The sequence below is a fragment of the Synechococcus sp. MVIR-18-1 genome (assembly GCF_014279835.1).
Classification (GTDB): Bacteria; Cyanobacteriota; Cyanobacteriia; order PCC-6307; family Cyanobiaceae; genus Synechococcus_C.
Genome location: NZ_CP047942.1, coordinates 172,363 through 199,033 on the forward strand (window position 1 = coordinate 172,363; position 26,671 = coordinate 199,033).

General features: G+C 42.6%; 23 protein-coding genes. All 23 read left to right on the forward strand.

Annotated features, from left to right (window positions below):
* The first annotated feature begins 218 nt into the window (after positions 1-218).
* The 23 genes from SynMVIR181_RS00885 (at position 219) to SynMVIR181_RS00995 (ending at position 26,611) form a co-directional block, all read left to right on the forward strand.
* Positions 219-1,241, forward strand: a complete 1,023-nt coding sequence (locus SynMVIR181_RS00885) for an NAD-dependent epimerase (protein ID WP_186589660.1) — start codon at positions 219-221, stop codon at positions 1,239-1,241.
* A gap of 84 nt (positions 1,242-1,325) precedes the next feature.
* Entirely contained in the window at positions 1,326-2,723 is a 1,398-nt protein-coding gene (locus SynMVIR181_RS00890; RefSeq protein WP_186589661.1) for a nucleotide sugar dehydrogenase, read from the forward strand.
* Between the two features lie 42 nt (positions 2,724-2,765).
* On the forward strand, positions 2,766-3,374 hold the full coding sequence (locus SynMVIR181_RS00895) for an acyltransferase (protein WP_186589662.1): 609 nt from the start codon (positions 2,766-2,768) through the stop codon (positions 3,372-3,374).
* Positions 3,375-3,377: 3 nt separating this feature from the next.
* Positions 3,378-4,532, forward strand: a complete 1,155-nt coding sequence (locus tag SynMVIR181_RS00900; protein WP_186589663.1) for a DegT/DnrJ/EryC1/StrS aminotransferase family protein — start codon at positions 3,378-3,380, stop codon at positions 4,530-4,532.
* Between the two features lie 168 nt (positions 4,533-4,700).
* Positions 4,701-5,816, forward strand: coding sequence for a Gfo/Idh/MocA family protein (locus SynMVIR181_RS00905; protein WP_186589664.1), 1,116 nt, complete (start codon positions 4,701-4,703; stop codon positions 5,814-5,816).
* Positions 5,817-5,821: 5 nt separating this feature from the next.
* Positions 5,822-7,051 (forward strand): L-2-hydroxyglutarate oxidase, encoded by a 1,230-nt coding sequence (gene lhgO / locus SynMVIR181_RS00910; RefSeq protein WP_186589665.1) that lies wholly within the window; start codon positions 5,822-5,824, stop codon positions 7,049-7,051.
* A complete protein-coding gene (locus SynMVIR181_RS00915; RefSeq protein ID WP_186589666.1) occupies positions 7,052-8,053 on the forward strand; it encodes an NAD-dependent epimerase/dehydratase family protein in 1,002 nt (333 codons plus the stop codon). It abuts the gene before it with no gap.
* Positions 8,050-9,255, forward strand: coding sequence for a DegT/DnrJ/EryC1/StrS aminotransferase family protein (locus SynMVIR181_RS00920; RefSeq protein ID WP_222929417.1), 1,206 nt, complete (start codon positions 8,050-8,052; stop codon positions 9,253-9,255). Before SynMVIR181_RS00915 ends, SynMVIR181_RS00920 begins: the two co-directional genes overlap by 4 nt.
* Positions 9,255-11,132 carry an asparagine synthase (glutamine-hydrolyzing) gene (gene asnB / locus SynMVIR181_RS00925; RefSeq protein WP_186589667.1) on the forward strand — a complete coding sequence of 626 codons (1,878 nt, stop codon included), beginning with the start codon at positions 9,255-9,257 and terminating at the stop codon, positions 11,130-11,132. The genes SynMVIR181_RS00920 and asnB overlap by 1 nt, the downstream gene beginning before the upstream one ends.
* Before the next feature lie 8 nt (positions 11,133-11,140).
* Entirely contained in the window at positions 11,141-11,824 is a 684-nt protein-coding gene (locus tag SynMVIR181_RS00930; protein WP_222929418.1) for a metallophosphoesterase, read from the forward strand.
* Positions 11,821-12,870, forward strand: a complete 1,050-nt coding sequence (locus tag SynMVIR181_RS00935) for an ATP-grasp domain-containing protein (protein ID WP_186589669.1) — start codon at positions 11,821-11,823, stop codon at positions 12,868-12,870. Before SynMVIR181_RS00930 ends, SynMVIR181_RS00935 begins: the two co-directional genes overlap by 4 nt.
* 9 nt (positions 12,871-12,879) lie before the next feature.
* Entirely contained in the window at positions 12,880-13,761 is an 882-nt protein-coding gene (locus SynMVIR181_RS00940) for an NAD(P)-dependent oxidoreductase (RefSeq protein ID WP_186589670.1), read from the forward strand.
* Positions 13,761-14,879 (forward strand): bifunctional 2-polyprenyl-6-hydroxyphenol methylase/3-demethylubiquinol 3-O-methyltransferase UbiG, encoded by a 1,119-nt coding sequence (locus SynMVIR181_RS00945; protein ID WP_186589671.1) that lies wholly within the window; start codon positions 13,761-13,763, stop codon positions 14,877-14,879. Before SynMVIR181_RS00940 ends, SynMVIR181_RS00945 begins: the two co-directional genes overlap by 1 nt.
* Positions 14,880-14,959: 80 nt before the next feature.
* The gene (locus tag SynMVIR181_RS00950; protein WP_186589672.1) at positions 14,960-15,625 is read left to right on the forward strand and encodes a hypothetical protein; all 666 of its coding nucleotides are present in this window, start codon (positions 14,960-14,962) and stop codon (positions 15,623-15,625) included.
* Complete coding sequence (locus tag SynMVIR181_RS00955) at positions 15,609-16,685, forward strand: hypothetical protein (protein WP_186589673.1); 1,077 nt, start codon at positions 15,609-15,611, stop codon at positions 16,683-16,685. Before SynMVIR181_RS00950 ends, SynMVIR181_RS00955 begins: the two co-directional genes overlap by 17 nt.
* Positions 16,670-17,668, forward strand: a complete 999-nt coding sequence (locus SynMVIR181_RS00960) for a methionyl-tRNA formyltransferase (protein WP_186589674.1) — start codon at positions 16,670-16,672, stop codon at positions 17,666-17,668. Before SynMVIR181_RS00955 ends, SynMVIR181_RS00960 begins: the two co-directional genes overlap by 16 nt.
* 120 nt (positions 17,669-17,788) lie before the next feature.
* Entirely contained in the window at positions 17,789-18,997 is a 1,209-nt protein-coding gene (locus SynMVIR181_RS00965) for an N-acetyl sugar amidotransferase (RefSeq protein ID WP_255444348.1), read from the forward strand.
* Positions 18,997-19,611, forward strand: coding sequence for an imidazole glycerol phosphate synthase subunit HisH (hisH, locus tag SynMVIR181_RS00970; protein WP_186589675.1), 615 nt, complete (start codon positions 18,997-18,999; stop codon positions 19,609-19,611). Before SynMVIR181_RS00965 ends, hisH begins: the two co-directional genes overlap by 1 nt.
* On the forward strand, positions 19,605-20,366 hold the full coding sequence (locus SynMVIR181_RS00975; protein WP_186589676.1) for an AglZ/HisF2 family acetamidino modification protein: 762 nt from the start codon (positions 19,605-19,607) through the stop codon (positions 20,364-20,366). The genes hisH and SynMVIR181_RS00975 overlap by 7 nt, the downstream gene beginning before the upstream one ends.
* 615 nt (positions 20,367-20,981) lie before the next feature.
* Entirely contained in the window at positions 20,982-22,295 is a 1,314-nt protein-coding gene (locus SynMVIR181_RS00980) for a glycosyltransferase (protein WP_186589677.1), read from the forward strand.
* A 27-nt stretch (positions 22,296-22,322) separates the two neighbouring features.
* Positions 22,323-23,822, forward strand: a complete 1,500-nt coding sequence (locus tag SynMVIR181_RS00985) for a lipopolysaccharide biosynthesis protein (RefSeq protein WP_186589678.1) — start codon at positions 22,323-22,325, stop codon at positions 23,820-23,822.
* A 532-nt stretch (positions 23,823-24,354) separates the two neighbouring features.
* Positions 24,355-25,608, forward strand: a complete 1,254-nt coding sequence (locus tag SynMVIR181_RS00990) for an O-antigen polymerase (RefSeq protein WP_186589679.1) — start codon at positions 24,355-24,357, stop codon at positions 25,606-25,608.
* Positions 25,609-25,876: 268 nt separating this feature from the next.
* The gene (locus SynMVIR181_RS00995; protein ID WP_186589680.1) at positions 25,877-26,611 is read left to right on the forward strand and encodes a hypothetical protein; all 735 of its coding nucleotides are present in this window, start codon (positions 25,877-25,879) and stop codon (positions 26,609-26,611) included.
* Positions 26,612-26,671 lie beyond the last annotated feature (60 nt).

Sequence of the window (26,671 nt, forward strand, 5' to 3'; positions counted from 1 at the left end):
AGTAAGCTGGAATTGAAATGTCTGACCACCCTCGGCTGGCGTCCACATTCCCCTGACTGAATCCCTGGAGAGCCCGGTAAAACTTTTTCGGCACAATCTGGTGCAAGAGTTGCTTCAGTTGCCGTGAAAAAATCGATGTTTTACAAGCTGTCTTTGCGCTTCTAATAGTCCATTCAGAATGTTGTACCTTCCCTTCCTATAAAAGATTTTTTTATAAAGTGACTGTTCTCGTGACCGGCGCTGCCGGCTTTATCGGATTTCACCTGAGTCGCCGTTTGCTGGAGCAAGGAACCCCAGTAGTGGGGTTTGACAACGTCAACCCCTACTACGACCCCTCCTTGAAGCGAGCACGTATCGCTCAGCTGGAGGCCGTAGCTGCAGCAACGAGCAGCCCTTTCCAGCTGATCGAGGCTGACCTGGAAGATCGGGAAGCTGTGGAGGCCGCCTTCCAGCAGCACAACCCCCAGAAGGTGGTGAACTTGGCAGCCCAGGCGGGGGTGCGCTATTCGATCGAAAACCCAGCGGCCTACATCCAGAGCAACCTGGTGGGTTTTGGCCACATCCTTGAAGGTTGTCGCCACCACGGCGTAGAGCATCTGGTGTATGCGAGCAGCAGCTCTGTATATGGCGGTAACACGCGTATGCCCTTTTCGGAGCTCCACAGCGTGGATCACCCGGTGAGCCTCTATGCCGCTAGCAAGAAGGCAAATGAGCTAATGGCCCATACCTACAGCCATCTTTATGGCCTCGCGGCCACTGGCTTGCGCTTTTTCACTGTGTATGGCCCCTGGGGCCGGCCAGATATGGCGCTCTTTCTATTCACCAAGGCGATGCTGAGAGGTGAGCCGATTAATGTATTTAACAACGGCGAGATGGTGCGCGATTTCACTTATATCGACGACATTATCGAAAGCTTGGTTCGGTTACTCGAGAAGCCGGCGGCCCCAGATCTGGCCTTCGATCCTGCCAACCCCAACCCAGCCACCAGCTGGGCACCGAGCCGAGTATTCAACATCGGCAACAGCAACCCAACGCCGCTGATGGATTACATCGAAGCTGTGGAGAGTTCCCTAGGCATCAAAGCCGAGAAGCAATTCCTGCCAATGCAGCCGGGCGATGTGCCGGCAACTGCAGCTGACACCTCAGCGCTGGAGGCCTGGGTTGATTTCAAGCCCAATACTCAAGTAAAAGATGGCGTTTCCCGGTTTGTCTCTTGGTATCGGGAGTTCTATGGCGATTAAGTCAGTAGTCCCACCTCGCCCTTCACATTAAAAAGTGAAGTTTTCCAGCACACTTCCTAGCCCCCGTACCTCCGGTGGTTTTTTATGAGCAGCACCACCCAGTTCGTTCCAGACCCAATTGTTGCTCCTCTTCCATCCCTCGCTACCTGCACAGTGGCGATTATCGGCCTTGGCTATGTGGGGCTGCCACTTTCTGTTGCCTTCGCAACACCTGGTGCTTGCGTCCGTACCGGGACACCTCTAAGGCGCCGTGTAATCGGTTTCGACATCAATCAGCAGCGTCTGAGCGAGTTAAGCGCTGGTCATGACAGCACCCATGAGGTCAGCTCTGAGGAGCTGAAGGCAGCGACGATGCTCGAGTTCACATCTGATCCGGCCGAATTGGCCGTGGCAGATGTGTTTATCGTAACGGTGCCAACACCTATCGACACTGCCAAGAGGCCCGATCTCACCCCCTTGAAAAAGGCCAGTAATACTGTGGGCTTGGCCCTGAAGCAACGCTTCGAACAGCAGCAGAGCCGTGGCGAAATATCTTGTTTACCACTGGTGATCTACGAGAGCACTGTCTATCCCGGCGCTACAGAAGAGGTCTGTGTGCCAATTCTGGAGAGGTCATCGGGTCTTATTAACAACAACGATTTCTTTTGCGGCTACAGCCCCGAAAGGATCAACCCTGGCGACACCGAGCACAGGCTTACCACAATCACCAAGGTGACCAGCGGCAGCACCCCAGAGTCCGCATCCTGGGTGGATGGTTTCTACGGTTCAATTATCCAGGCCGGCACCCATCAGGGAGCAAGCATCAAAGTGGCGGAGGCTGCCAAAGTTATAGAAAATACTCAGCGTGATCTGAATATCGCCCTTGTAAATGAGCTGGCAATTATCTTTCGCGAGATGGGTATTGACACGCTCGATGTGCTGGAGGCAGCCGGCACAAAGTGGAATTTTTTGCCTTTTAGGCCCGGCTTGGTGGGCGGGCACTGTATCGGTGTGGATCCGTATTATTTGACTCACAAAGCTGAGCAGTTGGGTTACTACCCACAGGTGGTATTGGCGGGTCGGCGCATCAATGACGGCATGGGCCGTTGGCTGGTTGAACAACTGGTTCTCGAGATGGCCCGAAGCGGCCAAGTCATCGCTGGTGCCCAAGTCTTGGTCTTGGGGCTGAGTTTCAAAGAAAACTGCCCAGACTTGCGTAACACCAGAGTGGTTGATGTGATTGACGCTATCCGGCGCTATGGAATGGAGCCTTTGGTTGTGGATCCGTGGGTCGATCCGGCGGAGGCCGAGCGTGAGTATGGCCTGTCGGTGCTGGGCGAGATCCCCAGGGGTCGAAGCTGGAACTCCGTGGTTGCTGCGGTAGCCCACCGGGAATTTACTGCCCAGAGCGCCGAACAATGGAGCCGGTTGCTGGAGCCGAACGGTGTGCTTGTAGATCTGAAATCAATAGTGCCTCGGGAGCTCGGAGCGATACGGCTCTAAGCAGTCGATAATTTTTGACAACTTCTGATCTTGATTAGCTAAATGAATTCTGAGACATATCTTGTTCACCCAACGGCTACTATTCATAATACAGCTCTAGTTGATGAAGGAGCCAAGATTGGTGCCGGCAGCAGGGTCTGGCATTGGGTTCACATCAGTTCAGGAGCTGTGATTGGTGATCGCTGCTCTTTCGGGCAGAACGTGTTTGTGGGCAATCGCGTCAGGATAGGAAACAACGTCAAGATCCAGAACAATGTGTCGGTCTACGACAATGTGACCCTTGAAGACGATGTGTTCTGTGGGCCGAGCATGGTATTTACCAATGTGTACAATCCTCGTTCAGCTATAAGCAGGAAGGATGATTACCGCAACACGGTTGTAGATCGGGGTGCAACTCTGGGCGCAAATTGTACGATTGTTTGCGGAAATCGGATTGGGCACCATGCCTTTATTGGGGCTGGGTCCGTCGTGAACCGCGAAGTTAAGCCCTTTGCGCTGATGGTGGGGGTGCCGGCCACCCAAATTGGCTGGATGAGTGCCTACGGCGAGCGGGTCGATCTACCGCTTGAGGGCAGCGGGACCTGGACCTGCCCACATACCGGTGACACCTACCAACTTCTCGATCACCATCTCACCCAAACACCCGCTTGAGCGATGCATTTCATTAATTTAGCAGAGCAGCAACGCCAGCAACTGCCGGATGGGCGAACCATCCGTGAAGCTGTAGATGCGCGAATTGCTGGGGTGCTCAACCATGGCCGTTACATCCTCGGCCCAGAGGTGGAGGAGCTGGAGCACACCCTGGCTGCCTATGTGGGTGCGAGGCACTGTATTGCTGTGGCCAGCGGTACCGATGCATTGTTGATCGCCCTTATGGCGTTGGGTGTGAAGGCTGGAGACGAGGTGATCACCACACCATTTTCCTTCATCTCCACAGCAGAAACGATCGCCCTGTTGGGCGCCACACCGATATATGTGGATATCGATCCAGCCACTTACAACCTAGATTCCAACAAGCTGGAGCCCGCGATTAGCGAGCGCACCAAGGCGATCATTCCGGTGAGCTTGTATGGCCAGCCGGCTGATTTTGTTGCCATCAATGCGATTGCCGATCGGCATGGACTGCCGGTGATCGAAGACGGTGCACAGAGCTTTGGCAGCGAGCAGAACGGCCGGCGCAGTTGCGGGCTGAGCACCATCGGCACCACCAGCTTTTTCCCCTCCAAGCCTTTTGGTGGGTATGGCGATGGCGGTGCTTGCTTTACCAATGATGACGGCCTAGCTGATCGCATGAGGCGGGTGTCGCGCCACGGTCAAACAAAGCGTTATTTCCATACCGATATTGGCGTGAATGGCCGGATTGATACCCTCCAGGCTGCCATTTTGCTGGGCAAGTGGCCTAACTTTGCTCAAGAGGTTGAAGCGCGTGGCCGCATTGGCGCTTCATACAGCCAAAAGCTTCAGTCTGCCGGAATTGTCACTACTCCCCAGTTGAAAGCTGGCAATACGAGCGTCTACGCCCAATACACAGTGCAGGTGGATCAGCGTGCTGAAGTACAGGCTTCGCTCAAAGAAATGGGGATTCCTACTTCTGTGCACTATCCCACCCTCCTCAGCCAACAACCAGCTCTGCGTTGTGTGAATGGTCGTGCCACCAGTCAATGTTTGCAAACGCCCCTAGCTCAGGCAGCTAGTGAGCGAGTTTTAAGCCTGCCCATGCATCCCTGGCTTAGCGATGACGATCAAGGTCGTGTAGTGAATGCCCTGATGAATGCACTACAACAATCTTCTTTTGCTTCCGCTGCATGATGCAAATGTTTCCTAAGGACTCTTACTCTTTACAGACTCTTTTGCTAGAAAAATTGCACAGCCGCCAAGCCTCTATTGAATGCCTTCGAAAGATATGATAAATACTTCGTGATTTTTTGCTAATGATTTCAGCTTTAATCCACGCTATCTATTGTTTAGGAGTCGATTATGCTCCACTCTATTGCTCCAATTAATGGGCGTCGAATACGCATTGCTGTTGTCGGTTGTGGTCGTATTAGCCGCAATCACATCAAAGCCATCGCTATCCATCATGAGCGTGCAGAACTTGTGGCTATTTGTGATACTCAGCCAGAGCTTCTCAGCCACGCGCAACAGTACATAGATGAGGTTTCTGAAGAGAACTCTGGAACTCGATTTAATCCAGTTCAATTCACTAGTTATACCGACCTTCTTTCCGCAACCGGCGCATCCGGTACTACTCCTGTCGACTTGGTGGTGCTGGCTACTCCAAGCGGTCTGCATTCAGAGCAGGTGATTGCAGCAGCTAAGGCAGGGCTGCATGTGTGCACGGAAAAGCCAATGGCCACTCGCTGGGCTGATGGCGTTGCAATGGTGAAGGCTTGTGATGAAGCTGGAGTCCGCCTTTTTGTTGTGAAGCAGAACCGCTTTAACAGCACCTTGCAACTGGTTAAACGACAGCTTCAGGCTGGGCGCTTTGGGCAGATGGCGATGGTGGCGGTGAATGTGTTTTGGCAGCGGCCACAAAGTTATTACGATCAGGCTCGCTGGCGCGGTACATGGGAATTCGATGGCGGTGCACTTATGAATCAGGCCAGCCATTATGTGGATTTGCTTAATTGGTTGGTCGGGCCAGTAGAGAGTGTTAGCGCTTCTATGGCTACGTTAGGTCGCACCATTGAAGTGGAAGACACAGCAGCCTTGCAGCTGCGTTGGCGTAATGGTGCACTAGGAACGATGGCAGTGACCATGCTGACTTATCCCAAAAATCTGGAGGGCTCGATCACTTTGCTGGGTGAAAAAGGTACCGTGAAAATTGGTGGGCCGGCGGTAAACCAGATTGAGCATTGGGCCTTTGCCGATGAAAGTCCAGACGATGCTCTTATTGAGCAAGCCAGTTTTGAGACGACAAGCGTGTATGGCTTTGGCCATCCGCTTTACTATTCAAATGTGATTGGTGCGTTGCAGGGCAAAGAAATGGCCTTATGCGATGGTCGCGAGGGTTTACGTAGCCTTGAATTGCTAGTTGGTGCTTACCGATCGGCGAGGGACGGTCGCACGGTGCACTTGCCTTTGGAATACTGAACAATATGTCTGAGATCACCACAGACATCGTTGTCTTGGGCGGAGGCATGGTCGGTATGGCGTTGGCTTACCAGCTCAGCGAGCGTGATTCCGATCTCACAATCACAGTGATCGATAAGGAACCCGAGATCGGTCGGCATAGTTCTGGTCGGAACAGCGGTGTTTTGCACGCAGGCATTTACTACCCTCCTGGCACCCTCAAAGCAAAAGTATGTGTGCAGGGGGCTCGTCGTTTGCGTGCTTGGTGTGAAAATGAGGGACTGCCTCTACTAGCTTGTGGAAAAGTCATTGCGCCTCAGACTTCTGAGCTAGACGGGCAATTGGAGTTGCTTTTGGAGCGTGGCCGAGCCAATGGAGCCGAGGTGCGGCTTATTAATCATCAAGAGTTTAAGCAGCGAGTGCCGGATGGCCGCACGGCCAGTGGCCGTGCCCTTTGGAGCCCGGGTACCTGTGTGGTGAAGCCCAAGCTTGTGATGCAACGCCTTGAGCAACGCTTGCGGGAGCGTGGTGTGAGCTTCGCTTTGGGTGCCACCGTTTGTGGTGTGTCTCCTGACAAACGGCAACTCAATCTGAAGCATTCTGGAGAAAGCAGCACCCTGTCCTACGGACATTTGTTCAATGCCACGGGGTTGCAGGCCGATCGGATCGCCAAGGTGTTTGGACTGGGTCATGACTGCACCCTTCTGCCGTTCAAAGGCCTTTACTGGCAACTAGATCCAAGAGCTCCCTTCAACTTCACCACGAACTTGTATCCAGTGCCCGATCTCAATGTGCCGTTTCTTGGGGTGCATGTCACCCCAAGCCCTGACGGCAGCATCAGCCTTGGGCCAACAGCCATTCCTGCCTTGGGGCGTGAGAATTACAGAGGGTTTGATGGAATTGAACCATTGATGGCGCTTGAATTTTTGGGTGACCTGGCAAGCCAGTGGTGGCGCAATGCTGGTGGATTTCGCCAATACGCCAGAGAGCAGGCTCTGCATGGGCTCAAGCCCTTGTTTTTAAAGGCAGCTCAGGCATTGGTGCCAGGCCTACGCAGTGATCATCTCATCCCAAGCCAGAAGGTGGGAATCCGTGCCCAGCTCTACGATCGTAGATCAGGCACATTGGTTCAGGATTTCCGTCTGGAGCATGGACCCGCAAGCACCCATGTGCTCAACGCAATCTCTCCTGCGTTTACCGCCAGTTTTGCTCTGGCGGATCTGATCATCAAAGAATCCTCCCTCGCTTCTCACTAAATGGACATTCGCGGCAAAAAGCTTCTCATGATCGGTGGATCCGGTCTAATTGGATCACACACTGTTGATTCGCTTTTGCGCGAAGACGTGGGCGAGGTGATCGTCTACGACAACTTTGTACGTGGGCGCATGGAGAATCTGGCTGCAGTCCGTCAGGATCCTCGCTTCAAGGTTTATGACATCGGGGGCGACATTCTGCAGACCGACATTCTGGAAGCCGCAATGAAGGGTGTCGATGGTGTTTTCCATTTTGCAGCGCTCTGGCTATTGCAGTGCCACGATTATCCGCGTTCGGCCTTTGATGTGAACGTGCGCGGCACTTTCAATGTTATGGAAGCCTGCGTAAAAGCAGGAGTGAATCGGTTGGTCTATTCGTCATCGGCATCTGTTTATGGCGATGCTCTGAGTGAACCAATGACTGAAGACCATCCCTTTAATAATAAGAACTTCTACGGCGCTACCAAGATTTGCGGAGAAGCGATGTTGCGATCATTTCATCATCGTTATGGATTGGACTACGTGGGTCTGCGCTACATGAATGTGTATGGACCAAGACAGGATTACCAGGGGGCCTACATCGCTGTGATTATGAAGATGTTGGATGCCATTGATCGTGGCGAAAGTCCAACCATTCTTGGAGATGGTTCTGAAGCATTTGATTTTGTTGCTGTCGAAGATTGTGCTCAGGCCAATGTGTGCGCGATGAAAGCGAATGCAACAGATTCCTTTTACAATGTAGGAACTGGTATTCGAACTTCGCTTAAAGAATTAGCTGAAATACTTATTGAACTCACGGGTTCAAAAAATCCTATTAATTATGCACCGCGCAGTCAGGCAACTTTGGTGCGTAATCGCATTGGCTGCCCTGAGAAAGCCTCAAAAGAGATCAGCTACACCGCGGCCATTGAACTGCGTGAGGGTTTGCAACGTTTGATCGATTGGCGAGCTTCTCACAAAGCTGAAGTTGAAGCCCGACGTGACGCACAGCGGGTGGTGGTATGACGACCCATCCATCAATGAAAGTGCCTATAGCCCGTACAGGGCTTACAGAGGATGAAATCCAGAGTGTGCTGGTGCCACTGCGCAGCGGTTGGCTGGTTCAGGGCCCCAAGGTGCGTGAGTTTGAACAGGCTTGGAGTTCATTCACGGGTGCTGACCACAGTATTGCAGTGACGAGCTGCACATCAGCCCTGCATATGTCTCTGGCCGCTTTGGGTTTTGGGCCCGGTGATGAGGCGATTGTTCCCGCCTTCACATGGATCTCTACAGCCAATGTGGTGGAACATTTGGGCGGTCGAGTTGTATTTGCCGATATCGATTTATCGACTTTTAATATTGATCCTGCAGGGATTGAATCGTTGATTACACCGCGCACGAAAGCGATACTGCCAGTTCATCTGTTTGGATTATCTGCTGATATGCACGTAATTAACGAAATCGCTCAAAAAAATAATCTTTGGGTGGTTGAAGACGCTGCCTGTGGTTTTGGCTCAACTTTTCATGGTCGGCACGTTGGAACTCTTGGTAATACCGGTTGCTTCAGTTTTCACCCCCGAAAGGCGATAACGACTGGTGAAGGCGGGATGATTACCACTAATGATTCTCTGTTGGCTGAGAGTCTGCGTCGTCTTCGCGACCATGGTGCAGCTATGAGTGATCTGCAACGGCACTTGGGACCAAAGCCTTATCTACTGGCAGACCACCCTGACGCCGGCTATAACCAGCGAATGACCGATTTGCAGGCAGCATTGGGTGTTGCCCAGATGCACCGTGCTGACGCAATTGTGGCTGAGCGACGTCAACTTGCTGAACGCTACGATTTAGCTTTCTCCGAGTTGAACTGGCTACAGACTCCGAAGGTGTCATTAGGTTGCAGTCATGGCTACCAGAGCTACCCGTGTTTGTTCGAACCTGAACTACTGAGCACAGCATTGAAGACTTCTGATCAAGCTTTGCTGGGGCAAATCAAGGAAAGGCGTAATGCCTGGATGGAAACATTGCAGCAAAAAGGAATATCTACTAGGCCAGCTACTCATGCTGTGCATATGTTGAGCTTTTATCGCGACAAGTACCATTTGAATCCTGAACAATTTCCAGCGGCTCAAGCTGCAAACGATTGCAGTGTTTCATTGCCTCTTTTCCATGGCATGAGTAGTGAGGAGCAGACTTACGTAATTGATATTGTTCGAGGCAGTAAAGCCTGATGTGTGGCATCACTGGGCTGATCAATCTCAATGGAGATTCGGTTTCTCCGGTCATTCTCAAAAAGATGACCGATGCCATTGTTCATCGCGGCCCTGATGGGGAAGGCCATTGGATTGATGAAAGTGTTGGACTCGGTCACCGGCGCCTCGCCATCATCGACTTGAGCCCTGCAGGACATCAGCCGATGATCAGTTCTGATCATCGCTATGTGCTTAGTTATAATGGCGAGATTTACAACTATCGCGAACTTCGCGCTGAATTAGAAGCTGAGGGCTTTTGGTTTCGCAGTCAGACAGATAGTGAAGTCGTTCTGAATGCTTTGGCTCACTGGGGCCATGATGCATTGCTGAAGTTCAATGGTATGTTTGCTCTTGCACTGTGGGACCGAAAAGAAAGCAGTCTTCTACTGGCTCGAGATAGATACGGTGTAAAGCCTCTTTATTATTCTTTTCAATCTGGGGTATTTGCTTTTGCTTCAGAGCAGAAAGCGATTACTGCACATCCAGATTTTTCATCGAGACTAAATAAATCAGCGCTTTTAGAATATTTTACTTTTCAGAATATATTCACTGATCAAACATTTTTGAAGAATATATATATGCTGCCCGCAGGTCATCATCTTACCTTCAATATGGAGGGTCATACTGAACCCAAAATAGAAAGATATTGGGATTATCGATTTCGCGAGCCTCAAACAACTGCTACTCGTCAAGAATATATTGAAGAACTTGATCGCTTATTTAGGCAGGCCGTTAATCGTCAGCTTGTCAGCGATGTTGAACTCGGCGCTTATTTATCAGGCGGTATGGATTCTGGTTCAATTACGGCGATAGCAGCTCAAAGTTTTCCTAATCTCAAAACTTTCACTTGCGGTTTTGATTTGAGCTCTGCTTCTGGAATTGAGCTCGGTTTTGATGAACGCTCGAAAGCAGAGCTTATGTCAGCTAGGTTCAAAACTGAACACTACGAAATGGTATTAAAAGCAGGTGATATGGAGCGCTCTTTATCATTAGTATCAAAACATCTTGAGGAACCTAGGGTTGGTCAAAGCTATCCTAATTTTTATGCTGCAAAGTTAACGAGTAAATTTGTTAAAGTAGTCTTATCTGGTAGTGGAGGTGATGAACTTTTTGGTGGTTACCCTTGGCGCTATTATCGAGCTGCAAACGCACAAAGCTTTGAGGAGTACATTGATCAGTATTACTTTTATTGGCAAAGATTAGTTGATAATAATACACTGAAGAAAATGTTTTCGCCTATTTGGGGTGACGTAGGGCACATATGGACTCGAGATATCTTTCGCGATGTTTTCAAAACTCACGATAATCAATTAGATCGACCGGAAGATTATATTAACCATTCTCTTTATTTTGAGGCAAAAACATTTTTGCATGGTCTTCTTACTGTTGAAGACAAACTCTCAATGTCTCAAAGTTTGGAAAACAGAGTGCCATTTATGGATAATGATTTAGTTGAATTTGCTATGAACTGTCCTGTGAGCTTGAAGTTAAACAACTTGGCGGAAGTGATTAAAATCAATGAAAATGACCCAGGCGACAAGCAAAAGCAATTTTTTCAAAAAACCAATGATGGGAAGCAAATTCTGCGTGATATGATGAAAAAATACATACCCGATGATATAGCACGTGCTACTAAACAAGGATTTTCTTCTCCTGACGCAAGTTGGTTTAAGGGAGAAAGTATTGACTTCGTACAAAGGACTTTGCTCCATGGCAACGCTCGCATTTATGATGTTCTTGATAGATCCACTGTAAGAACTCTTGTTGAACAACATCTTGATGGGAAGCAAAATCGACGTTTACTAATATGGTCACTTTTAAATGTAGAAACTCTGTTGAGTGATATAAACTTGTGATAGGTATATTGTCAGATGCTCACGGAAATCAATCCGGCTTTAGAGCTGCTATTAAGCATCTACGCATTCTAGGCGCTAAAAAATATTATTTCTTAGGAGATGCCGTTGGCTATATTCCTTCCATATCAGTTGTTCAGGATTTGCTTCATATGGGGACGGATATAAAATGTATATTAGGTAATCATGAAATAATGCTACTTGAACATAATGTAAACTCTGAGAAAGAAAGGGTTTATCAGTTTCAAACTGTCCGTCAAAATATCACTAGTTGCCTATCAAAATTCGTAAGGTCATGGCCTACCCACAGGAGAGAAACAATAAATCGAACTTCAGTATTATTTGTTCATGGGAGCCCAAATGATTTTACAAATGAATATGTGTACCCAGATACAGATTTGATGCAATTTAATCCTGGAGATTCCATAGTTTTTATGGGTCACACCCATCATCCTTTTATAAGATCTAACAACGGTACAACATTTGTAAATGTTGGAAGCTGTGGCTTGCCTCGTGATGATGGACGTTATGGTGCAGCATGTCTTTACAATCCAATTTCTCAAGATCTTAAAATCATACGTTTTCCAATTTATGAGCAAACAAAAACTTTATTAACTGCGTACCCAACAGTCAATAAATCAGTATACAATCTTTTAGAAAGAAGAAGTCATTCAATTTTTGGAGATCTACTATGACCAACGTTTTAATCACAGCCATGGGTGGCGGAGGTCATGGCGAGCAGATTCTGAAAGCTCTCATGCTTTCAAGAAATCATTACAGAATTATTGGTGCAGATGCTAATGCTGATTGTCCTCAATTTAAATTGGTAGATAAAAGTGAAGTATTACCATTAGCCTCTTCGCCTGATTATATTGAAAACTTATTCCGACTTATTGAACGATATCAAATTAAAGCTCTTTTTCATGGGTGCGAACCTGAGTTAAAGCTTTTTGCAAAGTTTCGCGAAAAGATCGAGAGCTTTGGTGTTTTCTTGCCAATTAATCCAACATCTGTTATTGATCTGTGCATGGATAAGGAAAAGACTAACAAAAAGTTGTCAGAGCTAGGCTTTGAATCACCAAAATTCACTATTATTTCAAATAAGGATGATTTTGCTAATATTGACTGGTATCCCGTTGTTGTTAAGCCATCAGTTGGTGGCGGTGGTTCGGCTAATGTATACATAGCCCAAGATCGTAGTGAGCTTTATGGACTCGCTGAGTACTTAAATTTAGGTGAGCAAAAAACTAAATTTTTCGTACAGGAATACGTAGGAACTCCCGATAATGAGTTCACAGTAGGAGTACTACATGATATGGATGGAAACTATATTAATTCAATTGCCGTAAAGAGAGCACTTACTGGTCAACTCAATATTAGAATGTCTGTCAATAATCATACCGACAAACATGAACTTGGATCAAAGCTAGTCATTAGTTCAGGAGTGAGTCAAGGTAAAATTGGTCGTTATCCTGAGGTAACATCTCAATGTAGCGCAATTGCAAAATCCATTGGAGCACGAGGCCCTGTTAATATTCAGTGCCGATTAGTTGATGGAATCGTAAAAGTCTTTGAGATAAATCCACGCTTTTCTGGGACTACTTCTCTTCGCGCTATGGTTGGCTATAATGAGCCAGATATCTTAATTCAAAAGCACATATATGGAGCTGATATAAAAACAAATTTTTCATACGAAGAGGGCAATATTATTCGAAGTTTAGTCGAAACTAGACTGTCTTAACTTACACAAATGATTTTAATCACTGGGTCAGATGGGATTATTGGCAGACAGTTGTGTAACGAGTTGCTGTCTCAAAATATTCCATTTATGCCAATAACTCATCGCCGTAAGTGTCATACTTTGCATAACGCTTTGCAAGTCAATCTCGCAGATGATACTGGGCAACTTTTAAAGTATGCTTCAAATTTTTCTGCAATTGTCCATCTCGCAGCAGCTGTACCTCATAGTTTAAATTATCCGGACAATTCTTACTCTGCAGAGCTTACAAGAAGAATGGATCAACATATACTTAATATTCAATCACTTACCGGTGTCCCACTCATTTATGCTTCAACTTGCGGTCTCTATGATCGATTGCTTCAGGATATCAAATTCGAAAAAGATCCTTCTCAGTTAAAAATTGCATCTCCGTACTTTGAAGCAAAGTTTGATGGAGAAAAGCTTTTTTTGAAGGATGGCCTCTCTACAATCCTAAGACTTTCTGCTCCTATTGGTTCTGGATTAAAGTCTCGATTGGTATTAAGTCGATTTATTTGCAAAGCTCGCATAGGCGGTAAAATTGAAATTTGGGGCAGTGGCAATAGAGAGCAAGATTTTATAGATACTTCTGATATTGCCCAATTGATTATTAAAATTCTTCAGCAACCCAAATCAATGATTCTCAATGTTGCATCTGGCGTACCCATTACAATGGCATCACTTGCTGAAACAGTTGTCTCATCATTAGAATCTGGATCCATAGAACATACAGGTCAATCAGATCCTCGTGACGCTGAAACTGCACGTTATTCTATATCTCTTGCCAAACACCACTATAATTGGGAACCTCAATGTACACTTGATAAATCAGTCAAAAAGCTCATTCATGAAGATTTTGAGAGGAATTTCTAATGAACTCAAGCTCTTTGTTGATTCCTAATTTGCCATTCTGTATTGGAGCTTCTTTAACATCCAACAATCCTTCCGGATTGCCTAGCACATATCCTTTTCAATTAGAGTTAAATAGATCTCTTTGCAGATTAGAACAGTCTGTAAATAAAGAATTAGAATCTTTGCTAGAAAAGGCCTATCTTGTTGGAAATGAGATGGGAACGCCCTCGGATGATACTAATCTTGGTAGACCGTATGTTGACGATTTCATATCCTTTGTTAGCAAATTTTCCTCCCATTCTGGATCTTTACTTGAGATCGGTGCTGGTACTGGATTTTTAAGTAAACGATTAAGTGAAGAGGGTTGGACTGTAACTAGTATTGAGCCTGGAACGGGATATCAGCCCCAATGGATCTCTAATGATGTAGATGTTATTAATGACTTTTTTCCATCAGCGGAAATTTCAGGTCAATTTGATGTAATTGTGTTCTATACAGTTCTAGAACATATTAAAGATACAAAGTCATTTCTTACTGATGTAAAAAATTATTTGAAGCCTAATGGTTATATATTTCTTGCAGTACCAGATTGCACACTTGAAATTTCTAATTGTGATGCAAGTATTTTGTTGCATGAACATTTTCACTATTTCACCAAGCACTCATTGCTAAATACTTTAATTGAATCGGGTTTAACAGGAAAAGTCTATCCTTCTGAGTATGGCCGTTGTCTATATGCAGTTGCCCAAATTTCTTTAGAGGTGCAAATCCCACAAGTATCTAATATACATTTGGTCGAATACTCAGACTATATTAGTGGCATACTCAAAGCGCAATCTAAGCTTTCGAGTATGTTTAACAATTGGCTTAATAAAGGACAGCTAGGGATATTTTGCCCAAGTCGTTTGTTGAATTTAATGTCACCAGATAATGATTTCTTATTTTACGATGATTCTCCAGCCTTGCATGGCAAATTTTATCCACCATTCTCTTCACAAGTACGAAGTCGCGCAGATTTATTCATTGATAAACCTGATAAGATTTTAATCGCGTCAAGAACTTTTGGTTCTAAAATAAAAACGGATCTTTTGAATTCCGGCTTGAATTCAGATATTATTTTGATAAGTGATTTGTTGTGAACAAGCAAATATCAAAACATAATAATGTAACTCGATGGTCGACAATTTCTAGATGTCTTCCGCAATTTCATTTTGAAGATGTGTCTTCTTTAACCTTCGACATCGATTGGGCCTGTGATGAGATATTAGCTGACTGCATTAACTTGGTTGAAAGTTATAACATCCCTGCCACATGGTTTGTTACTCATGACACACCTTTATTGTCTAGGTTGCGTGATAATAATAATTTTGAACTTGGTATTCATCCAAATTTTAATAATTTGCTCAACGGTCCTTGTAATACACAATCTATCGACAAAATTATCGATGACCTTTTGAATCTTGTCCCTGAAGCGGTATCAGTACGCAGCCATTCTATGGTTCAAAGTTCCAGACTGCAGGATGTTTTTTCAAAGAAAGGACTTATATTTGATTGTAATCATTTTATTCCTGAGCAATCTAAAATTGTATTAAAGCCTTGGTCTCTCTGGAATGGCTTGATAAAAGTTCCCCATTTTTGGGAGGATGATGTTTTTTGTTTATATCCTAAGGGCACTGAGCCAGATCTTTTGTTATCGCGAGAAGGGCTTAAAGTATTTGATTTTCATCCAATTCATGTTTTTCTAAATACAGAATCTATCGAACGCTATGAAAATTCGAGGAATGTACATCATGATGCTTCCCAATTAATTGATTATCGTTTTCCGGGACACGGTGTTCGTAATCAGCTTTTAAACTTAATTAAAACCCATGACAATGATAAATAAGAATATTATATGCGACCTAATTTCTTCTTTTGACTTAAATCTTGATGGGTTGAGGATATATACTGAGGCCGCATCTGGGCCCTATATGTATGCCCCTATTCTTGCAGCTCTTGCCGGTGCAAAATCCGTTACTGCACAGGTTTCTGATAGTAGCTATGCCAATGCAACTGATATAATAACTCAGACTTATGATTTAGCCAAGGAGTTTAATGTTGCCGATTCTCTTACTTGTATTAATAAAAGAGACTACTCTAAACTAGCGTCTGCAGACATAGTTACAAACTCTGGACATGTAAGGCCAATAGATAGAAGCCTCATCGATAGTTTGAAGCCTACAGCGGTGATTCCTTTAATGTGGGAGACATGGGAGTTCCGAGAGACGGATTTCGATCTTAATCGATGTCACGATCGAGGGATCTTAGTCCTTGGAACTAATGAGCAGTCTTTGCAGTGCGATATGCGTCCTCATATTGCCCTTGCAGGCTTAAAGCTCTTACTTAGCCTTGGTTATGATGGAGGCCCTTTATTGATCTTGGGTAATTCACCAATACCTGGCAAATCACTTGTTGATTACCTCAAACGTTTAAATGTAGAAATTTATTGGGTTTCTGACAGTTCCGATGCAGATTTAGATTATTCCGATTTTTCCAACTATTTCGAATCATTTGGCAGTCGCTATACTCATATGTTGTTGGCTGAACATCATAATCCTGTACTTTTACTTGGTAGAGGCGGTTTGCTCGAATATTCCCAAGTATTTGAGCGTAATCCTTATCTAAAAATTGCAGTAATGGCTGGAAATATTGAAAAAGAGGGTCTCTTGGCTTCTGGTCTGATTTATGCTCCTTCTGAAATTGCTCCATTTGGGTTTATTAGTTATCAATTAGCTGAATTGGGTTGTCGACCTATTCTTACGTTGTATGCGGCTGGCTTAAAGGTGGGTGAATTGATGGCTAGACAACGGCTGTCTGGTCTACCTATTGATACAGTTGTTAAGTCGCTTATCTCTAATGACCTTGTTATGGATTTTCAAGGAGCAAAGTCATGGTTGAAAAACTGAGCATTATTCCAATCGGTGGGACATCTCGCGCGGTTAATACTTTGCGATCCCTTTTACTTAGAGATGACATCTATATTCCTCTAGTTATTATCATGGAAGGAAATCAAGACGATATATCTAGCTCTCAAATTCTTGCTAATATCTGTTCTGAAAGTCAGTTAAAGTATTGCGTCATAAATAAGGTTACACCTGCTTTAGAAGATGAAGTAAAGAAATTCAAATCTAAGGCATTGATAGGAATAGGAGTATGGCGCCCACTTTTGTCAACTTCTTTCTTAAATTCAACTGAATTTGGCTTTCTTGCAGTGCATGGGACCCCTTTACCCCGATATCGTGGTTGGGCAGGAATAAGTTGGCAGATTATTAATGGTGAAGATACTGTTTCGTTACAAGGATACCAGCTTTCTTCAGGTATTGATGATGGTCCTCTTATTTCAAGATCTGATGGATCTCTTCTTTGTGCTGAAATTCCATTAAGTTCACATATGCATTTGGAGGATGTTTTTGTTGAATATGAAAAGTGCCACATTGCACTTGTTAATAATATTATTAATCTTTTGCTAGATCGCGAATTATGTTTGGCTTCACAAGATGAATCAAAGGCTTCTTTTTCATGTCACCGAGGGCCATCAGACGGCGAAATTAACTGGAATCTTTCAGCAACTGAAGTTTTCAACTTCATCAGAGCCCAATCCCCTCCATATCCATGCGCCTTCACCTACTACAAAGGAAAAAAAGTTTATATATTGCATGCTAGTTTGCCTCCTTATGTCCGCTATGAAGGAATTATTGCTGGCAAGGTTATATCTCGCTGTGTTGATTCTGGTTCTGTAACTATATTGTGTAATGACGGTTTACTTGATGTTCATAAAATTTCTGTTGATGGCGCAGTATGCAGCCCTAGAGATTTTTTCATTAGCATTCGAGATCGTTGTAAATCACGCCTCGAGGCTTTTATTGATTGCTACTATCCTGATTTTTAATGATTTCACTAATTCTCTAATTTTTACTCATTCACATCTGCCACTATATCGATTGACCATTATACCTCGCTTCACTGGCACGTGCTACACTGAAATGTAATTATAAGGTTTTTGTTTTAAGTGAGTTCGATCTCTTCCCAGGGTTTACATATTGATAGTAAGTCTTGCCGAACCCCTGACGCCAAAATTACTTGCACTAGATGTGTTTATGATAATGTGAATATCCCTAAGATTACTTTTGATTCAGAAGGTGTTTGTAATTACTGCCGTCAGATTGACGAGATGAAGTTAAAGTATAAAACTGGAACTCCTGAGGGTGAAAAGCAGTTTGATGAAATAGTAAAAAAAATAAAAAAAGATGGAAAGGGTAAGCCTTACGACTGTGTTATGGGAGTTAGCGGAGGAACTGACTCTTCATATATGGCTTACTTAGCAGTAAGAAAATATGGCTTGAGACCTCTTGCTGTTCACCTTGATAATACTTTCAATAACGATATCGCCACCCAGAATATTTATAAGGTTTTATCGGCATTAGATATTGATCTTGTTACGCATGTAGTGGCAAAAAAAGAGGCAGAAGATATTTATCGATCTTTTTTTAAAGCCAGTGTAGTAGATTTTGATGTATTTGCTGATATTGGTGTTCCTCAATTGCTTTATTCAACAGCAGCAAAGTATGGCGTCAAATATCAATTAGAAGGTCACTCATATATTGCCGAGGGTATTTCACCGCTGGGTACTATGTATGCAGATGGTAAATACATGAAGAGTGTTCAAAAGATATTTGGGAGTTTGCCCCTTGACACCTTTCCTAATATGTCTTTTCTTGATTTTATCAAGTGGATAACAGTTTATCGTATTGAAAAAATTAGACCTCTATGGTTTGTTCAATACAGTAAGGAGGAAGCCAGGGAATTGCTGGCTCGAGAATTTGGCTGGATTTATTATGACGGGCATCATTTAGAAAATAGAACAGGTGCATTCCAGCATAGTGTTTTAGGACCTCAAAAGTTTTCGCTAGATTCAAGAGCAAATTCACTTTCAGCCTCTGTACGTTCAGGTAAAATTGATCGTGCAGATGCTTTATCTGAACTCGATTCTCCCCCTATCGTTGAGGATGGTTTAGTAGAATATATGAAAAAACGGATGCAATTGTCTGATTCTGAGTACGAAGAGATTATGAACCTTCCAAGAAAGACTTGGCAGGATTATCCGACCTATAAAAAACGTTTTGAAAAGTTTCGCCCTTTCTTTTATATTTTGCTTAAATCTAATTTGATACCTGAAAGTTTTTATCTAAAGTATTGTTTCCCTTATAACGCTAACTGATGATAACTATTGTTGATTATGGCATGGGTAATATTGGTTCGATGGTCAATATGTTTAAGAAAATTGGTGTCAATGCTGTTGTTGAATCTTCTGCTAGCAAAATAAGTTTAGCCGAGAAGCTCGTTCTACCAGGTGTAGGGGCTTTCGATGCAGCGATGGATCGCATAAATAGTATTTCTGGTTTGCGTGATGCTCTTGATCGAAAAGCTTTAGTAGATCAAATCCCTATTTTGGGAGTTTGCTTGGGAATGCAGTTATTTACTGATTCAAGCGAAGAGGGCGCTTTGTCAGGTTTAGGATGGATACCTGGCTCAACACATAGATTTCCGAGTAAACCATTGCTTAAAGTTCCTCATATGGGATGGAATCTTACCAAAATTAACTCCTCAACACCACTTACTTACAATATTGTTGAGAAATCTCGTTATTATTTTGTTCATTCCTATTTTGTTTTAGCGGCTAATCCGGATAATTGTTTAATGAAAACTGAATATGGTGTTGAGTTTCACTCTGCTATCCATCGTGATAATATTTTCGGCGTACAGTTTCATCCTGAAAAAAGTCATCGTTTTGGTATGCAGCTTTTGAAAAATTTTGCGGAGATAGCATGTTAAGAACTAGAGTTATTCCTGCATTGCTTGTTTTAGATGGAAGTCTTGTTAAAACTGTAAACTTCAAAAATCCTAATTACATTGGTGATCCTTGTAACACTGTTCGGATTTTTAATGATCTAGAAGTTGATGAACTTATGGTTCTTGATATATCCTCCGATAGGCATGTTCGTGGTCCGGACTTAGATCTCATTCGTCAGCTTTCTGACGAGTGTTTCATGCCCCTTTCCTATGGTGGTGGTGTTCGTTCTTTTTCAGATGCACAATCATTATTCTCCTTAGGTATTGAAAAAGTCGTCCTCAACACATCTGCCCTTAAAGATCCTTCTATTATTACCTCAATATCATCTATATATGGAAGTCAAGCTGTAATTGTATCCATTGATGTTAAACAGGGTTTCTGGGGCTCAGAGACCGTGCGAAGTTGCAACGGCAAACATAGAACTGGTATCGACCCAATTTCATGGGCAAAGAAAGTGGTCGAATATGGTGCTGGCGAAATTTTGCTTACTTCAATAGCTCGTGAAGGCACATGGTCTGGCTTTGACATAGATCTTCTTCACAACGTCTCAAGTGCAGTGGAGGTTCCTGTTATTGCGCATGGTGGAGCTGGAAATTTACAAGATATAGGATATGCAGTTTCTTTAGGTGGTGCCTCTGCTGTTGCGCTTGGCAGCATGGTTGTGTTCCAAAAGCGTGGCATGGGTGTTCTTGTTAACTTTCCTGCTCAGTCTGATCTCTTGAACGTTTTAAACTGAACCTTTTATTTTTCCTTCTTTCGTTTATTAACCCTCCCTTTTACAGCATGTTACTTTAGTCCCATTTGGCTCTTTCTTAATTTGTTTGGCTTGTCAGTACTATGTTTTCGCAAATAAACTCTTATTTTAATTCATGTTTAACCCGTTGCTATTATTGCCCACATTCTTTTTTCATCTTATATCAATAAAACGCCCGCGCTTCAATATTTATCCATCGGACTATGTGCTAACATATTGCAAATAATTTTTAGCTATTAGCACTTCTGCTCACGTTTAGAGGTCTTTTGATTTTCTGTTTCTTATGAAAATTGGAATTATAGGCAATATGAATAATAACAACTTGGAATCAATGGATACCTGGCCGCGTCATCACCGTGGGTTGGCACAATATCAACCCCTACGCAGCTATAATAACAATAATATGTCTTTACTCTCCTTAGAAAGGATGATCCATCTTGTGTATGGAGCTCAGCAATTTTGCCGTTGATAAAGAAAGTTTTCCCTCGAAGATTTCTTGATTACTGCCGTCCATTCGATCTGGTATATTTTTGTAAACTAATGGATTAGCGATATTTTTTGACCTACACTAAATAAATTATTTTGCAATCATCTGCAATGAAGATTGGACTTATCGGAAACATGAACAATAATAATTTCTCACTGATGCGTTATTTCCGTGATCTGGGTGCGGACGCGCATTTGTTATTATATTCGAATGATGGTTTATCTTCTCTAAGTCATTTCACTCCAGAGGCAGATACCTGGGATTTAAAATGTTGGGCTCCATTCATCCACCAGACCGAGATTCCTAATGCACCAATATCTGCTTTCGATTTTCCTTTATCATTTATCTTAGGGATTCGTGCAAGGTTCAGATCCAAGACTACCGACCAAGATTTCTTTCCTGGTCCTGTTAGTCGAGAGGAAATAAGAAACACGTATGGCGATTATGATTTATTGATTGCATCAGGTTCATCCCCTGCGGCATTGATAAGAATTGACCGAGGTTTAGATCTTTTCTATCCATATTCCATGGGCGTCGAGTTTCTTGGTTCATACGTTTTTACCGCGAGTTCAAGAGGAAGTTGGATTCGACGTATGTTCGGGTTTGCAATTCGACGTCAGCAGCTTAAGGGTCTTTTACGCTCTAAATCCGTTATTGTTCTTGATAATGAAGTTACCGGTTTGTTATGTTCTAAGCTGGGAATTCCAAACTTACTTCTCTCAACGCCAATGGTTTACAACAAGGAGAATCTACCTTTAAAACCAATTACCTCTACTCAATTTGTTGCTGAAAAGGCTATTACTAATGCAGACTTCACTGTTCTCCATCATGCAAGACTAATGTGGACGCATAATGAATCTTATTCAGAAGAAGAAAACTTTTTGGCAACTAAAAATTCGGATTGGTTAATCCATGCTTTCTCCAAGTTGTTGTCTCGTCTACCCTCACTTCGTGCCTGCCTTCTTATTGTAGAGTATGGACCTGATGTGGCGGCAACTAAGGAACTTGTAAGAAAATTGGGAATTCATGAAAATGTTACTTGGCTACCAGTTATGTCGCGTAGAGAGATCATGTGGATTCTTAGTCGTATATCGGTGGGTGTTGGAGAGTTTATGAACCCTTCGCGTATGATCTGGGGTGGAACAGGGTGGGAAACATTAGCGGCTGGTAAGCCGCTATTGCAAAGAAATCTGTTTAATGATGGTGAGTTTGCAACTATGTTTGGTTACCCACCTCCACCAATGCTCTCAGTAAGAACCGAATCTGATGTTTTTGAACAGCTGTTGTACGCGGCTGAATGTCCAGAAGAAGTGGCTAAGATTGGCCAAGCGGCTTGTGAATGGTTCGATACATATAATGGTATTGCTATGGCAAAGAGGTGGCTTGATGTTGTCTGTTCCGAATCTTCTACAGCCAATCATTGATTAACTATTAATTGAAAGGAATCAATTTTGCCATCGAACATTGATCAACTAAGGACTTTAACCTCGAATGATCGTTTAAAGTTTCTACTTCGCGATTCTATTCTATATGGTGGATCAGCTGCCATAAGCAAGGCTTTAGCGTTGCTGACTTTTCCTGTTCTCTCGCGTCATTTTAGTGTTGCTGAGTATGGCATTCTTGACTTTTTCCTGGGTATTGGCGGACTTCTTGCAACTTTGTTTATTTTTGGCCAAGATTCTGCAGTTTCAAGATATTTCTATGAGTACACTGCCTTTGATGCCCGACAGAAATTAATTTCTCAATCACTTTTTTTTCAAATAGGCCTCATTATCGTTGCTGCTCCAATATTGTGGATTTTCGCCGATCAGATAATCTCTGTAGTGTTTCCTATGAAAAACAATCTATATGCAACAGAACTTTTTCGCTTAATTTTGCTCCAGTTCCCATTTCTTTTGCTGATAAATTTTTCACGAAACATTCTGAAGTGGACATTTGATAGAAAGCGTTTTTTAACTATGACACTTGGGATGTCCGCGTTACAAGCGTCTGGTATTTTGATAGCTGTATTTCGCTTTGACGCAACTATACGTACAGTATTAATTGTATTTTTGATAACTAACTTTATTTTCGGCTTGCTTGGTTTGTTGTTTGTACGAAGATGGATCGTAAGGCCATATAATATCTTTTATTTGCGTGAAATGCTGAATTATGCATTTCCGATGGGTCTTATCTGTGTTACAGCTGCCTTTTTACCAACTCTAGAAAGAATGCTTACGGAGAGATTACTAGGCTCCACTGACTTAGGTTTGTTTGCTGCTGGATCTAAAATCGCAATGTTGATTGGTTTAGTAATTGGTGCTTTTCAGACGGCCTGGGGGCCTTTCTCCTTATCTGTTTACAAAGAAGAGGATGCTTCTCATACTTATAATTTAGTGCTTCGCCTATTTTCTTTTGGGGTATGTTTACTAGTTCTATTGCTCACACTCTTTACTGGCTTAATAATATCAATTCTAGCTTCTAATGACTACAGTGGTGCATCTGTTGTGGTTTTTCCTCTCTGTTTAGGTTTGGCCATTCAGGCTACAAGCTGGATCAGTGAGGTGGGCATTGGAATATCAAAGCGTAGCCATTTAAATATATACCCGTACCTAGCTTCCCTTATTATTTCACTATCTTTTATTTATTTTTTTGTACCCTATTTTGGGCTACTGGGGATTGGTCTGGGTGTTCTGTCAGGACACATTGCTAAGGCTTTATCTGCATCTTGGCTCGCTCAAAGAGCATATCCATTACCTTGGTCATACAAACCAATATTATTATTGTTTCTTGTGACAACCTTTATAGGGTTTGTAGCCGGTTGGCTGGGTCAAGTAGTTTCTCCTATTATTGAGTCCACCTTCATTATTTTCGGGTTGGTGATTACTTCTGTTCTGGGCTTCTCACTTCTTTTCAGCAGAGAAGAACGCCGGAATTTGTTAAAATTTATATTTAAGTATATACCGAGTTGATCTGTCTAGTCCTTGAAAGCATACAGTTTACTTTTACCCCCCCCCCCCATTAGCGACATACTATTAAGTTAATATCGGTAAAAGCATTGTTGAAAATTGCTTCTTTTACTGGTGTTCGATTTTGATTTTGTCGGTTTTTTAGTTGTAGGGCGTGCTTGTTAGCACGAACATACTCTGTTGTGATAATTTTCAAAGTTATCCTAGATTTTAATAAATTTGTTCTGTTATTGATTGATAATGTCTTTATTATTCGCTGTAATTCCTTTTGCTTCTCTCTAGATTCTCTTTCCCTGGGTTGTATTACAATATTATTGTCTATCTTTGTTCTGCTTTTTGTCTCTTTTTTGGCTTTAATGTTTAGCACATTTCTTGTCTTTAAAATGCTTTCTTAATGAACCACGCCTAGTTTTCTGTTGTCTTCGTCGCTGTTATTTGCTTCTTTATGATTTTCTTATTTGTGCTTATAGCGCTGTTCATTGTTTTCATACTTGAATATTCTAGGCGTACATATTTTGTTATTGATTCTTTCAGATTGGCGGTTTTATCATATTGTTTGCTTTATTTTGTAGCTCCGATGCTTATCCCCTTTGTCTCCGAATGTGAGCCTTATTGTAGTGGTATTGACATTACCGTTTTTATTATATCTGTTTTCGGTCTTTTGTTCCTCTATCTTGGATTTAAGTTTTCACTCTTGCTGCCATTGTTTCGTATTAGCAAGAAATATATGCCGCAACCTCGTGATTTTTATATTTTTGTATTTTTATTGATCGCATTCTCTGGTGGTTTCCTTTTGATTTATCTCGACTCTTATGGTGGCTTGTTGAATGCCATCTCTTTCGGCGCACTTTCTCGCTTTACCGGAACTGCGCCTATCGAGGTTTCTTCTGGAGCTGTCGCGTTATATTTTATCGGCACTGCTTTTATAGCTCAATTTATATCTCAGTGGGAAATTCAATCAAAGGTCTCATTTAGCAAAAAATGGGTTTTTGTTTTCATCGTAAGTGTCCTTATTTCTATTCTTTTCGGACTTGTTAATGCTAGTAGAGGTACTTTGATGACGGTAATTATCGCATCTTTATTTGTATACCTTAATTTCTATAGTATTTCATTTTTTTCACTCCGAAATTCTACCTTCAGGCTTTATTTACTTCTAGCTGTAGTATTCTTATTCGGTTTATTCTTTATACTGAATGGTAAAGCTTTGATTGGCACGGTTGCTTTATTCTTTCGTGAAGATAATTTAGATTATTCTTCTTTTGAGGGCTTACGATTAAGTAAGTTATACGACAGAGTGATCTTGGAAATTGCTTTTCCGTTCAAGTCTTTATCAAATGTTTTAAAATTAAATCTTGAAATTAATTGGTTTTATCATTTCATTGTATCACCTCTCCACCTTATACCTACAAGACTTTTAGGTTTTATTGTTGATAAGCCCTTTAGAATTACTGAAGTCAATTCGTTCCTTTTGACTGGCGATCCTTCTAGAGGCATACCTCCCGGAATTCTTGCTTCTTTTTGGTACGGGGGTAATTTTTTGGGTGTGATCCTTGGGATGTTTCTCTACGGTTTATTATTAGGTTTTATACAAAAGCAAGGCTATTTCCTTATTGAATTAAGCCACAGGTATACGCCTATTGTCTTATATATTTTCTTTTCTATTCCTGGTTTCGTGCAGAGCGGTGATCCTTCTGTCTTTCTCAAAAGCATATTTTCTATTTTCTTCCTAATCTTTTTTCTGCTATTCTTTTCGTTTTTCCGCCGATTCAAGTTTTATCTTTCTTCTTAATTCTTTTGTTTTAAACACTTATTTGTTTTTACTTTGTTTTTCATTGATTGCTTTTAGTATCAACTTTTCTTTATTTCTTTTGATTATTTGAAAATATTGTGGTCTTTTGCTGATACTATTTTGCCTTGCTTCGCTTTTGGGCGCTCTTGATTGCCTTGTTTTGACGTGCGATGCATAGTAATACTATAAGCACAAATGGTTCTGATTTGTTTCAGGGGGCTTTGCCGACTCTTGTGTTAAAGTCAATTTGCTGCCTTAATTCTTCATTGTGGATCAATTCTTGATAGCTCAACGACTTTGTGATCTAGGTCTTTATTCTTCTCCTGAAAACCTTATACAGCATTGTGACTATATATTTTCAGGTTGTAATTTTGAAGGTTTAAATATTCTCGATGTTGGCGGCGGAAGCGGACTCCTATCAATGTGGACCCTATTGAATGGGGCTTCTTCTGTTACTTTGTTAGAGCCAGAGTTTTCTGGTAGTACTCAAGGTATTACTTCTAAAATTTCATCATTAGCGCATGAATTAGGAGTTTATGATAGATTGATATTCTATCCACTTACTATCCAGGATTATCTAGCTTCAGACAAGGTCAATCATCATTTTGATCATGTTGTTTTTGCTAATTCTATTAATCATGTCAATGAACCCGCTGTAGAGAGTTACTATAAATCGAATTTTGGTTCATCTGCCTATATTGATCTTTTCAGTTCAATCAGAAAAATCTGTAGGTCTAATTCAAATATTTTTATCTCTGATTGTTCTAGAAGCAACGTTTTTAAGTATTTGCCTTTTGCTAATCCCTTGATGCCTTCCATTGAATGGAACAAACATCTTAATCCTTCTGAGTGGTCAAACCTTCTTTTGAGGAGTGGATATTATGCCGTTAACGTCAAATGGTTTTCTCCAAACTCATACCCCGCACTACGTCCAATATTAGGCAATCAAATTCTAAATTACTTTACTTTTTCGCATTTTTCTCTTCAGGCTAAGATTAATTAGTTTTGTTTTATATTCAATATTTGCGTATTCTTGGTGGTTTTGCCTATTCATGATTGCGAA